Source organism: Bacillus cereus group sp. BfR-BA-01331 (genome assembly GCF_022663915.1).
Lineage (GTDB): Bacteria > Bacillota > Bacilli > Bacillales > Bacillaceae_G > Bacillus_A > Bacillus_A mycoides.
Map to the genome: position 1 here is coordinate 184,238 of NZ_JAKUGJ010000002.1, position 12,469 is coordinate 196,706.

Consider the following 12,469-nt stretch of genomic DNA (forward strand, 5'->3'; position numbering starts at 1 on the left):
GTGTAAAGTTTTTCTCTTTACTTTTCAATATATGCAGCTTGTTTTTATTTTAATCCTTCAACGATGTCGGATAGTTCACTCCATCGTTCCATCGTTTTTTCTAGCTCTTCTTCTATCTTCTGCCCTGCTTCAGATAATTCTTGGGCCTTTGTGAAGTCAGATCCAACATTCGTAAGTTCTTCTCCAATTGATTCAAGTTTCTCTTCTAGTTGTGCAATTGTATCTTCAATTGTTTCCCATTCACGCTGCTCATTGTAAGAAAGTTTACGTTTACGTTGTTGTTTCGGAGCCTCTTCTACTACTTTTTTCTCCTTTTGAACTTCTGCTTTCTCAATGAGTTCTCTCGTTTTTTCCATTTCTAAATACTCTGTATAACTACCTAGGAATTCACGCACTTCGCCTTCGCCAGTAAAGATGAACAATTCATCTACTACTTTATCTAAGAAGTAACGGTCATGCGATACAGTTAAAACGACACCTGGGAAATCTTCTAAATAATCTTCTAGCACTGTTAATGTTTGTGTGTCTAAATCATTCGTAGGCTCATCAAGTAATAGTACGTTTGGTTCTCCCATTAAAATACGCAATAAATATAACCGTCTTCTTTCGCCACCAGATAGTTTACCAAGCGTTGTTCCATGTGAATGCGGTAGGAATAAGAAACGTTCTAGCATTTGAGATGCGCCAATTACTTTTCCGTCTGTCGTATGAATAACTTCCGCAATTTCTTTAATGTATTCAATCATACGCTGGTTTAAATTCATCTCTTCATTTTCTTGCGTATAATAGGCAACTTTTACAGTTTGTCCTACTTCAATTTCACCACTATCAGGAGAGAATTTTCCTGCAAGCATATTTAATAGTGATGATTTTCCGCTTCCATTTGCTCCGATGATTCCGATACGATCACCAGGCTTCACAATATGATTAAAGTTATGTAATACTGTTTTATCACCAAATTTTTTCGTTACATCTTTTAATTCAAGTACTTTCTTTCCTAAACGACTTCCACTTAGTGCAATATCAACTGATTGCTTCGCTGCTGGTCCTTCTTGTCCCTTCAGCTCATCAAAACGCTGAATGCGCGCCTTTTGTTTCGTAGAACGGGCTTTTGCACCACGGCGAATCCAAGCAAGTTCACGACGATATAAATTTTGGCGTTTTGATTCTTGTGCCGATTCTTGCTCTTCACGAAGTGCTTTCGCTTCTAAAAATGTACTGTAGTTTCCTTCGTAGCTATACAGTTTACCGTTATCTAATTCAAAAATACGGTTTGTCACACGATCTAAGAAATAACGATCATGGGTTACAAGTAATACCGCACCTGTATATCTTGCTAAATATTCTTCTAACCATTCAACTGTCTCATGGTCAAGATGGTTCGTAGGCTCATCCAAAATTAATAAATCAGGTGTTTCAATAAAACATTGCGCCATTGCAATACGCTTTTTTTGTCCACCAGATAGGTTTCCAACAGTTGCTGTAAAATCAGTAATTCCTAATTTCGTTAATAACGATTTTGCATTCGCATTTGCTTCCCATGCACTCATCGCATCCATACGTTGCTGCACTGCAAATAATTGTTCCTGTACTTTTTCATTACTTGGATCTTTTTCGATATTTAATAACGATTGTTCATAATCACGAAGAAGACGAATTAAAGGTGTATCACCATGGAACACTTGCTCTAATACTGTTAGTTTTTCATCAAACTCTGGTTGCTGTGATAAATAACTAATTGTATATCCGCGTGAATGCGTCATATCACCTGTATCAGGAGTTTCTAATCCTGCAATAATTTTTAATAACGTTGATTTACCAGTACCGTTTACACCGATAATTCCGACACGTTGTCCTTCTGTAATACTACATGATAATCCATCAAATAACGGTTTTTCTCCGTATGATTTCGATAAGTTCTCCACAGTTAACATTTTCATATTTGTGCATTCCACTCTTTCATAAATTGTTCAATAAACTGTTCCATATAACGATGACGAACTTCAGCCTCTTGTTTTGCTGCGTTCGTGTTCATTAAATCTTTTAGTTTTAAAAGCTTTTCATAAAAATGATTTAAAGATGGATCATTATTTTTTCTATATTCATCTTTCGTCATCACTTCTCGAGGAGGGATAGTTGGATCATACATTAATCTCCCTTTCGCTCCTCCGTATGCAAACGTTCGAGCTATTCCAATTGCACCAAGAGCATCTAAACGATCCGCATCTTGAACAATTCTACCTTCAAGTGACTCAACTGTGCCACCATGACCGCCCTTATAAGACATATTGGCGATGATACGAAGAACATGCCTACTTTCCTCTTCTTCAACACGTAACTCTTCTAACCAATCAGAAACTTTTTTCATTCCTGCTTCTTCACTCTCATTTAACTTCTCATCTGCTACATCGTGAAGTAATGCTGCCATTTCAATTATAAAACGATCTCCCCCTTCTTGCTCGGATAAAGAAATCGCCAATTTATGTACGCGTTCAATATGATACCAATCATGCCCACTCGCATCTTTTTCTAAAATATGCTTTACGAAAGTTATTGTTTTTTGTATTTTTTCTTGTTTTATCATTTTATCTTCACCCAGTTACTTATTGTAACACGCCCGCATTTTTTCATCACATATTTTCTTGTCCGCCCATACACTAGGTGGTAGGCATCATTATGAAGGAGGAATAAAAATGTTCTATAATAACCAACCGCCTTACCCACAACAACCTCTTTATCCTCAACATCAGGAACAAAGATATGCTGAACAATATGAGGAGCAAGAGACACAACATCAAGAGCCACAATACGAACAAAATCCATACGCAACACCGCAAAATCAAGAAACTGAATATCCTCAAAACCCTTATGACACACGTCCAAATTATGAATATCCTCAAAATCCATATGCATCACCACAAAATCAAGAACAACAATATCAGCAAAATCCATATACAGCACCGCAAAATCAAGAACAACAATATCCTCAAAATCCATATACAGCACCGCAAAATCAAGAACAACAAAATCCATATCCAACTCAGCCACAACAACCACAATACCAACAACAAATGTATCAACCCAACTACGACGCACGTGTCTCACCACCTAAACCACCAACAATTGATCCGACGCAACCACAAATTTTACCACCTGGGCCGACTTTAGATATTACACAACCACAAATTTTACCACCTGGACCTATTACAGAACCAACGCAACAACAAATCCAACAAGTTGTCGGTACACAGTTTTTACCTTTAAAGAAACCTGTACTTGATTTCGTAAAACCTTGGGTAGATTACGGCTTGAATGAAGCGAAACATACATCACACAAACATGCTTTAACAGAAGTTGCTGCGATTATGTTCTTAGTTGGTAAAGGATTCAACCCAACGATTGCTCATTATATTGTAGAATCTTGGGAGAAGAATGAGCAGTTTTAGAATTGTTGATTTTAAAAAACATAAAAACCTCAAAAATGCCAAATCCCTTATGTCACAAAGGATTTGGCATTTTTAAGTTTCTAGAAAAACCCGCTAAATATAAAGAGGAATTAAAAGTCATAAATCCGGTCCAATACTGTATCCACGCCTAAGGAACTGTCAAATGAAATAACGTGTCTAACTTTTTGGAGTCTATTGACCTTTTCAAATCCCCTTATATTAATGCTCACTATTAAGACCTTCTCCTTCTAGGACCTACAATTAATTTGATTGCTGTTCTTTCTTGATTATCGATAGTAACCTCTTGAAACGCTGGAACAAGCACCAAGTCAATGCCACTTGGAGCTACAAAACCTCTTGCAATCGCAATTGCTTTAATCGCTTGATTTAAAGAACCAGCTCCAATCACTTGGATTTCTACTTTGCCACTTGCTCTTAGTACACCGGCTATTGCACCTGCCACTGAATTCGGACTTGATTTTGAGGATACCTTTAATATATTTTCCATGTACGTTGCTCCCTCTATTATTTAATCTCTCTTTTCTTACTGTTTGAAATATAACTAACGTATCTTTAACTACTATTCAAAATAAATACAAACAATTCTGTATAATTACATTCATTCGATATTTTTTGCCTTCTTCCTGCACAACTACATAAATAAAAAGCGACGACTAAGTTAAAAACTTAATCATCGCTTTATCCATTTCTCTGTTTCACTAAAATGCTGTCCTTTAAATACTTCTCTTCTTTACTTTGGCGATATACTATCTTAAAGTTTAAATACTTCAACATTTTAAAACCTTGGATAGAGTTATCTGCTAAATATTCATCCTTTTTCTTTTCCAAAATTTATCACATAGAATATTCTAACTCCATTTTTTTGAAAACTATATCCCCTCATTAGAGTACTTTATATTATGCCAGTTTTTTATCCTAAATCTATTACCTTATATATGGACAAGTATACACGCCAATTGCTTTTCGATTGCATAAACTACTATGTGTTATACATTTATTAATAATAGGAGGTAATATATTGGGTTCATACTATCATTCTTCAAGTTCGTATAAAAGATCTTCATGCCACTCTTCTTCTAGTTCATATAAAAAATGTTCGTGCCATCAATCTTCCAGTTCGTATAAAAAATGTTCATGCGACCATTCACATAAATCATCTAAGCCTGCTTACGGCACTTTTTGGCAAACTGAGTTTATAACTGTTCCTTTTGGCGGTTCTTTTCCGTTTAATCACGTTGGCCCTTTAGCAGGAGGAGTTTCCTTATTAAATCCGACTACTATACAATTTAGTAAAGCTGGTGATTATAGAATTTCTTTCATTTCAAGTATTAACACTACGTTAAATCCTGTATTTCCCCATATTCCAGTCATAACTATATTTTTAAATAATAATCCACTTGCTAATAGTCAAGGTGATTTCGCTTTTCAAATGAATACTTCATCAAATAACGAATGCCTTCAACTAGTTGGCGAAACTATTGTTACGGTGCCTGCTAATTCAACTCTTCAACTTAGAAATAATAGTGGTTTCAATCATCAAAGTATTGTAACTTGTGATAATGGTATAAATTCAGTTGAATTAACAGTTACAAAACTAAGTTAATACTATTCCCTCACATTCAGATACTAATTTAGTATCTTTTTTTATTGCATAACGTTTTTTTGATTCCTATCGTCCTCTTATACAACATAAACTCCCATTTCACTTTTCTATTCATCTAATAAACATGAAAAAGTGCCGAAATCCTTCTGCCACAAGAATTCGGCACTTTTTTTATTAAAACCGATTCATTCTTTCCTACTTCTCCACATAAACCGATTTAACTATCGTACGATTATAAGGTTGTCCTTCCTTATTCATTCCTTTTATATCAATTGTAACGTTATATACACCCGGCTGTTCTATATTTTTCAAAGCACCTGTAAATGTAGTTGTATTAATGTTTTTCGATTCATTTGATTCAGAAACTAATTTTCCATCTTTATTAATTACTCGTACTGTTACTGAAAGATCGCCTTTCATTTCTGGAGCTACAGGTGATTTTTTGAGTTTATACTCTGCTTTATTTACTTTAACCTTTGCCGGCATTTGAAGGACAAACGGAGCATCTTTTTTGTAATCGGTCACGATTAAATATGCATCTTTCTGCTGCTTCGCCATCATTTTAACTTGCCATTCTCCTTCTTCCATTTTATCAAATTTAAATGTTCTTATAGTCGCTCCTTTAAAGAAAGATTCACCTTCACCAGTAGATACAGCACTATCTTTATTTGTATAAACTTTTCCTTTTGGAGATATTAGTTGTATTTCTACATCCGAAGAAGCTGTTAAAACAGAAATTACCCCTTCTGCCTTTTTATCAACTGCGATAGTTTGCCCTACCCACTCATTTTGTGACAACTCTCCTCCTAAAATAGATTGATTAGAAGTTGTGTTTAATTGTTCTACCTTATCCTCTGAACTATTACTCGGGGCTAATAAAGCTGGTACTGGTACATTTACTGTCCGTAAATATGGTTCAATTCGTGCGAAAACAGCTGAACCTTTTCGGATATTATCATGATCAAACCGTGAATCTGTAAATAAATGTGTTCCATATGGTAACTTAGCACTCCATTCATTCACTAACCCATCATTAGAACCGTATGATGACAAATACAACCCGCCCATAGATAATGCTGAAAAAACAGGTCCCCAGCTTGTCCCAGTAGCCGTATAGTAACGGTTTAATTTAGCTGCAGGATTATTATCTATTGTAGAACGAAACTTTGCCATTTCACCTATTTGTAATGAATATGTCCCATCATCTTTTTGTCCTAATATAGAGGCAAGCCATCCTGCCCACCAACTATATGATAAATCTGCTAAATTGGATCCGTAATGCGGAGTGGCAAGCGTAATAACATTTCCAACAAATCGATTCGCTCCATATCCAACTAACGCAGCTTGTGTATCAATACCACCTTTACTGTGAGCTACAATATTTACTTTTTTGCCAAAATGATTATAAATCTCTTCAAGCTTTTGTGCTAACAATTTTCCATTGTCCCATTGGCTAGCTGATCCTTTCCCCGCGGCATCATATAATTGAATAAATACAGTTTGATAGCCTGCTTTCAAAGCATAATCGTACATATCATTCATCTCATGATATACTGTCTTTCCATACCAACTATCCGCATTACCATTTCTTCCTTGTACAAAGAGAATTGGTGGTTTATTCTCATCATAATTAGCAGGCTTCTGGCCTAAAAACCATTCTCCAGGAGTAAATACTTCTTGATTTGGAAAGCCAGTCTTAAGCTCTGTTACAACCTCCGCGTGTACATTTGCACTAAAAACCAGCGGACTCATAAAACAAAGTACAATAAATAATGCGATACTCCTTTTCATAATTCCCATTAACATCCCCCTTTTTCTCCTGAAAGAAAACGCTACCATTCCGTTGAACACCAATTGTTTTAAATTCCATTTAATCAATTACTTTTACGTTACAATATAATAAGAAATTAATAGCCGCATTCCTTTCTTATCAAACGTTATTCTCTCAACATTTCTTCATTCCTTTTTACAATAAGCGTTTTGAATATTTCTCAATAAAGCTTTCTCTTTACAAAAAAACTGCGTATAAAAGGTCTCTTTAATAACCTTTTATACGCAGCTTCTTTGTTTAAAACTCGATGATATACTCATCATCATATTTATCGTATTGCAAACCCGCTCCTATTTTGAATTCTGTAACTTGATCTCTTAGAAATGGTGCATCTTCTATTTTACTAGTTGCTATTTCAATCCCATATTTTTTTGTTAAATGCGCTAATTCTATTAAAAACCATTCTCTTCGTAATACGACTGGAATATCATACGTTCGTCTTTTCATATATACTAGCACCTCTTTTATTTTCATTATTGAAAAGAATATCACTTCTACTTTCGATACACTTTTTAAAACTATCGTTCATCATCAAAGGCCAATGAAACATTATAGTATATGCATGTCCGTTTTAAACGTGCTATGGCAAAAATAATATTAAAAAACTCATTTAGTTTACATAAAAAAATTATGTAATAGTAAAAGGGTAAGGCTTGTCCCTCATCCTTTTACTATCAAAAGCTAAATTAAGAACATCTTGGTACACCTAAAGCTAAGAATAAACCTGCTACTCCTGCTGTAATTGGCACTTTCAACGTAATAACATCATCTACTTTTGTTACTAAAAAGTAAGCATTCCCTTCTTGTAACACGCAATTCACTAATAATTGAAATTCCATACAAATCTCCTCCTTTCAATCGATATACTATAATTTATGAAATCTCTTTCAAAAAGTAATAGTAAATACATCTATTTTTCCTTATATATAAAATAAATGTTTATATGTCTATTAAAATATTAATTTTCTAAATTAATATAAAACGTGTAATATCCAATAAATTCCTATATAATCTATAGAGAAAATCTTACAAATGGAGGTATTAAAATGGCAGTTTTGAGTAATATTGGTGCAGCTTTATTTTTTATTGCTATCATTCTTTTAATTTTATGTATCATTTCATTCTTTAAGAAAAATGGAAAAGCAAAACAGTATGGTCGTCCTACTGTTATTCTTTTTATGATTTCATTTCTCTTAATAGGAATGGGCACTACAAAATCTGAACACCCAGTCATCGATTTCTTTGCTACTTTAAGTTTGATTTTATTTATTTTTTTCCTTGTTCTAGCAATCTTATCCGTAATTAAAAAGACAGGTGTAGCAAAAAAACAATTTATTATCACAGCTATTTTATTTGTCATTTTTGTTGCGCTATCAGGTATTTCAAGTCCTTCTTCTGCAAAAACGACAGCAACGAATAAACAAGTCGCTTCTAATAGTGAAGAGAAAAAAGATGACGAAAAGAAAAAGGAATTAGAAAAGAAAGAGGCGGACGAAAAAACTCGTAAGCAAGAAGATGAGAAACGCCAAGCTGAAGAACTAGCTCGTAAGCAAGAGGATGAGAAACGCCAAACTGAGGAACTAGCTCGTAAGCAAGAAGAGGAGAAACGCCAAGCTGAGGAACTAGCTCGTAAGCAAGAGGATGAGAAACGCCAAGCTGAAGAACAAGCCCGTAAACAACAAGAAGAGCAACAGCGTCAAGCTGATGAGCAGGCTCGTAAACAACAAGAAGAACAACAACGCCAAGCTGCTGAGCAAGCTCGGAAACAGCAAGAAGAGCAACAACGTCAAGCTGATGAGCAGGCTCGCGTACAACAGGAACAACAAAAAGCACAGCAAACTCAAACAAAACCTGCTTCAGGAAATACAAGTAACGCATATTACAAAAATTGTGATGCAGTTAGAGCTGCTGGGAAAGCTCCTTTATATAGGGATCAACCTGGCTATAGCTCTAAACTTGATCGTGATGGCGATGGAATTGCATGTGAAAAATAGTAGTAAAAAAGAAGCTTCTAGTAAGCTTCTTTTTTATTATGAGAAACTATTACGACAAATCCCCCTCCTCTTCCTTTTATAAAACTCATTTTTTTATTCTCAAAAATGACACATAAAAAGTGATTTCAATCACCTCATTATTTTTCATTTATCGCTATTCTTAATTTAGATATTACATTTAAACTTTATGGAGGCATTCATATGGAACATACATTTACTGAAACTTCAATTGTTGGTGAGATTGTTACGCAATTCCCGAAAGCTAGCGACCTTTTTAAGTCATATAGAATAGATTTTTGCTGTGGTGGTAATAGACCACTTATTGATGCAATTAATGAAAGAAATTTATCAGCTTCTGAAGTAATTACAGAGTTAAATACGCTTTATCATAATACGAAACTATTAAATGAATCTGAAATTGATTGGAAAAATGCTTCTTATCGCGAATTGATTGATTATGTAATTAATAAGCATCATCGCTATTTAAATGAAGAGTTGCCACAGCTAAGTCCATATGTAACGAAGGTATTACGTGTTCATGGGGCAAATCAGCCTCATTTAGCTCAAATTCATAAGCTATTTCATGAACTTAAAATGGAATTAGAACAACATTTAATTAAAGAAGAAACGGAAGATTTCCCGTTAATTTTAGAATTCGAACAAAATCCAACTGATGAAAACTATGCAAAGTTACGTAAAGTAGTAGACGAGTTGGAGAATGAACATAACCACGCTGGCAATATTATTAAAGAACTTCGTAAGGTGACAAATGATTTTACTCCACCAGAAGGCGCTTGCGGCACTTATCGACTTGTTTACCAACGTCTTGAAGCGCTAGAGTCTGATTTATTTGAGCACATTCATTTAGAAAATAATATTTTATTTCCACGTGCAATTTCAAGAGCATAAATAAAGTGCAGGACATGAGTATAAATGCTCATGTCCTGCTTTTTCATTGCGTGAAAAATATTCATGCTTCCCCTCTACCCTATAACCATATTCCCTTTCGCTTCTCCCTTCACATAAATCCGAATTTTAACAATTTGTGAACCATTATAAAAATGTGATAAATATCACATCTCCCTCTTTTTTAATTTTCTATAATAGAAATATAATCCTTTGTTCAATATTTCACATAAAAAGGGGAAACGAAAATGAAAAAACGTTTAGTTATGATCGGAAATGGTATGGCTGGCATACGCTGTATGGAAGAAATATTAAAACATGATAGTGATTCATATGAGATTACTATTTTTGGAGATGAACCACATCCAAACTACAATCGCATTATGCTCTCTCATGTTCTACAAGGCAAAACAAATATGCAAGATATCATTATGAACGAACATAGTTGGTACGAAGAAAACGAAATAACTTTATATACAAACGAGAGAGTTCAAAGTATTAACCGCGAGGAAAAGGTCATTGTCACAGAAAAAAATCGTACTCTTACATACGACAAACTCATTATCGCAACAGGTTCTAGTGCTTTTATTTTACCAGTTGAAGGTTCCACCCTTCCTGGTGTAACAGGATTTCGAACAATTGAAGATACACAATTTATGATGGATACCGCTAAAGAAAAGAAAAAGGCCGTTGTCATTGGTGGTGGATTACTCGGTTTAGAAGCCGCAAGAGGTCTTATTGACTTAGGAATGGACGTACATGTTGTTCATTTAATGCCTAGCTTAATGGAGCAACAACTAGATACGAAAGCAGCTTCCCTATTGCGTGAAGATTTAGAAGCGCAAGGCATGAAGTTTCTAATGGAAAAGAAAACTGTAAAGATACTTGGTACAAATCATGTTGAGGGTATTCAGTTTGAAGATGGTGAAATTGTAAATTGTGATTTAATCGTGATGGCTGTTGGAATACGCCCGAATACCCATTTAGCAAAAGATGCTAGTTTACTTGTAAATCGCGGCATTGTAGTCAACGACTATATGCAAACAAATGATGAATCCATTTATGCTGTTGGAGAATGTGCGGAACATGGCGGTATCGCATATGGACTTGTTGCCCCTCTTTATGAACAAGGCGTAATATTAGCAAAACATATAACGAATTTACAAACTAATGGATATGCGGGCAGCATCGTCGGTACGCAATTAAAAGTTGCAGGTTGTGATTTATTCTCTGCTGGTCAAATTTATGAAGATGATCAAACGAAAGCAATTTCAATCTTTGATGAATGTAAACGTTCCTATAAAAAAGTATTAATTCGTGACAATAAAGTCGTCGGTATCGTTTTATATGGTGATACTGCTGATGGTACACGCCTCTTTAGCATGTTAAAGAAAGAAGAAGATATACAAGAATATACAGCCGCTTCCCTTCTTCACAAAGCTGGTGAGGAAAGTGAACTTAACGTTGCTACAATGAGTGCCGATGACACTGTGTGCGGTTGTAACGGTGTTACAAAAGGTGCAATTGTTCATGCCATTTTAGAACAAGACTTAACAACTTTTGATGAAGTAAAAGGATGTACGAAAGCCGCAGGATCTTGTGGTAAATGTCGTCCTCTTGTTGAACAAATTTTATCTCATACACTTGGAGATGCTTTTGATGCCTCAGCACAATCTACCGGTATGTGTGGATGTACAACTTTATCACGTGATGAAGTCGTAGCGGCCATTCACGAGAAAGGTTTAAAATCGCCAAAAGAAGTACGAAATGTTCTTGGTTTTGCCCATGAAGACGGCTGTTCAAAATGTCGTCCTGCTTTAAATTACTATTTACGTATGGCGATTCCGGAAGAATATGCAGATGATAAATCATCCCGTTACGTTAATGAAAGAATGAATGGTAACATCCAGCATGATGGTACATTTTCTGTTATTCCACGTATGTACGGAGGCGTTACAACCGCAGATGATTTAATGAAAATTGCTGAAGTCGCAAAAAAATATGACGTTCCTCTCGTAAAAATTACAGGTGCGAGCCGAATCGGCTTATATGGTGTTAAGAAACAAGATTTACCTAACGTATGGGCTGACTTAAATATGACTTCTGGATATGCGTACTCAAAATCACTTCGTAATGTAAAATCATGTGTTGGTTCTCGCTTCTGCCGATTCGGTACGAAAGATTCATTAGGACTTGGTATGCTACTTGAACAATCATTAGAAATGGTAGATACACCTCATAAAATGAAGATGGGTGTAACGGGTTGTCCACGTAACTGTGCGGAAGTACTGACGAAAGATTTTGGCGTTGTTTGTGTCGAAAATGGATATCAACTATATATCGGCGGAAATGGTGGTACGGAAGTACGTGAAGCTGATTTTGTAATGATCGTCCCTACTGAAGACGATGTTCTTCGCATCGCTACAGCTTACATGCAGTATTATCGTGAAACTGGTATTTACGGAGAGCGTACTGCCTACTGGACAGAACGTTTAGGCTTCGATCACATAAAAGAAATACTACAAGATGCAAGTATGGTTACTACGCTAAATGAACGTTTCCAAACAGCTCGTAGCACATATACGGAAGCTTGGGGACAAGCACTAGAAACGAAGTCTTTAAAAGCGATGTATGAAGTAGAAACTGTGAAATAAGGAGCTGTGATCTA

At 35.4% G+C, this 12,469-nt stretch carries 11 protein-coding genes; 5 read left to right on the plus strand and 6 right to left on the minus strand.

The window, feature by feature from the left end:
• Positions 1-44: 44 nt before the first annotated feature.
• Positions 45-1,940 (minus strand): ABC-F family ATP-binding cassette domain-containing protein, encoded by a 1,896-nt coding sequence (locus MR155_RS05145; RefSeq protein WP_002127139.1) that lies wholly within the window; start codon positions 1,938-1,940, stop codon positions 45-47.
• Positions 1,937-2,584, minus strand: a complete 648-nt coding sequence (locus MR155_RS05150; protein WP_219302137.1) for an HD domain-containing protein — start codon at positions 2,582-2,584, stop codon at positions 1,937-1,939. The genes MR155_RS05145 and MR155_RS05150 overlap by 4 nt, the downstream gene beginning before the upstream one ends.
• A gap of 109 nt (positions 2,585-2,693) precedes the next feature.
• Here MR155_RS05150 and MR155_RS05155 point away from each other — a divergent pair, with 109 nt between their 5' ends.
• Positions 2,694-3,446 (plus strand): hypothetical protein, encoded by a 753-nt coding sequence (locus MR155_RS05155; RefSeq protein ID WP_242308509.1) that lies wholly within the window; start codon positions 2,694-2,696, stop codon positions 3,444-3,446.
• A 232-nt stretch (positions 3,447-3,678) separates the two neighbouring features.
• Here the strand turns inward: MR155_RS05155 and MR155_RS05160 are convergent, their stop codons facing one another.
• Positions 3,679-3,954, minus strand: a complete 276-nt coding sequence (locus MR155_RS05160) for a stage V sporulation protein S (RefSeq protein ID WP_002035358.1) — start codon at positions 3,952-3,954, stop codon at positions 3,679-3,681.
• A gap of 531 nt (positions 3,955-4,485) precedes the next feature.
• On the opposite strand from MR155_RS05160, the gene MR155_RS05165 reads away from it, so the two are divergent.
• Entirely contained in the window at positions 4,486-5,070 is a 585-nt protein-coding gene (locus tag MR155_RS05165) for a hypothetical protein (RefSeq protein ID WP_002127124.1), read from the plus strand.
• 195 nt (positions 5,071-5,265) lie between these two features.
• Here the strand turns inward: MR155_RS05165 and MR155_RS05170 are convergent, their stop codons facing one another.
• From MR155_RS05170 to exsG, 3 genes are all read right to left on the minus strand, one after another.
• Positions 5,266-6,876 (minus strand): lipase family alpha/beta hydrolase, encoded by a 1,611-nt coding sequence (locus MR155_RS05170; RefSeq protein ID WP_374108387.1) that lies wholly within the window; start codon positions 6,874-6,876, stop codon positions 5,266-5,268.
• 262 nt (positions 6,877-7,138) lie between these two features.
• Complete coding sequence (locus MR155_RS05175) at positions 7,139-7,348, minus strand: hypothetical protein (RefSeq protein ID WP_002085943.1); 210 nt, start codon at positions 7,346-7,348, stop codon at positions 7,139-7,141.
• Positions 7,349-7,587: 239 nt separating this feature from the next.
• A complete protein-coding gene (gene exsG / locus MR155_RS05180; RefSeq protein ID WP_000395676.1) occupies positions 7,588-7,740 on the minus strand; it encodes an exosporium protein ExsG in 153 nt (50 codons plus the stop codon).
• A gap of 207 nt (positions 7,741-7,947) precedes the next feature.
• Between exsG and MR155_RS05185 the strand changes: the two genes are divergently transcribed.
• From MR155_RS05185 to nirB, 3 genes are all read left to right on the plus strand, one after another.
• Entirely contained in the window at positions 7,948-8,895 is a 948-nt protein-coding gene (locus MR155_RS05185) for an excalibur calcium-binding domain-containing protein (RefSeq protein WP_242308511.1), read from the plus strand.
• A 201-nt stretch (positions 8,896-9,096) separates the two neighbouring features.
• Complete coding sequence (ric, locus tag MR155_RS05190; RefSeq protein WP_242308522.1) at positions 9,097-9,804, plus strand: iron-sulfur cluster repair di-iron protein; 708 nt, start codon at positions 9,097-9,099, stop codon at positions 9,802-9,804.
• Between the two features lie 245 nt (positions 9,805-10,049).
• A complete protein-coding gene (gene nirB / locus MR155_RS05195) occupies positions 10,050-12,455 on the plus strand; it encodes an NADPH-nitrite reductase large subunit (protein ID WP_219302132.1) in 2,406 nt (801 codons plus the stop codon).
• Positions 12,456-12,469: the final 14 nt, after the last annotated feature.

Coding starts and splice junctions, on each gene's coding strand:
- MR155_RS05145 (WP_002127139.1), bottom strand. CDS start 1,940: ATGAAAATGTTAACTGTGGAGAACTTATCGAAATCATACGGAGAAAAA.
- MR155_RS05150 (WP_219302137.1), bottom strand. CDS start 2,584: ATGATAAAACAAGAAAAAATACAAAAAACAATAACTTTCGTAAAGCAT.
- MR155_RS05155 (WP_242308509.1), top strand. CDS start 2,694: ATGTTCTATAATAACCAACCGCCTTACCCACAACAACCTCTTTATCCT.
- MR155_RS05160 (WP_002035358.1), bottom strand. CDS start 3,954: ATGGAAAATATATTAAAGGTATCCTCAAAATCAAGTCCGAATTCAGTG.
- MR155_RS05170 (WP_374108387.1), bottom strand. CDS start 6,876: ATGTTAATGGGAATTATGAAAAGGAGTATCGCATTATTTATTGTACTT.
- MR155_RS05175 (WP_002085943.1), bottom strand. CDS start 7,348: ATGAAAAGACGAACGTATGATATTCCAGTCGTATTACGAAGAGAATGG.
- exsG (WP_000395676.1), bottom strand. CDS start 7,740: ATGGAATTTCAATTATTAGTGAATTGCGTGTTACAAGAAGGGAATGCT.
- MR155_RS05185 (WP_242308511.1), top strand. CDS start 7,948: ATGGCAGTTTTGAGTAATATTGGTGCAGCTTTATTTTTTATTGCTATC.
- ric (WP_242308522.1), top strand. CDS start 9,097: ATGGAACATACATTTACTGAAACTTCAATTGTTGGTGAGATTGTTACG.
- nirB (WP_219302132.1), top strand. CDS start 10,050: ATGAAAAAACGTTTAGTTATGATCGGAAATGGTATGGCTGGCATACGC.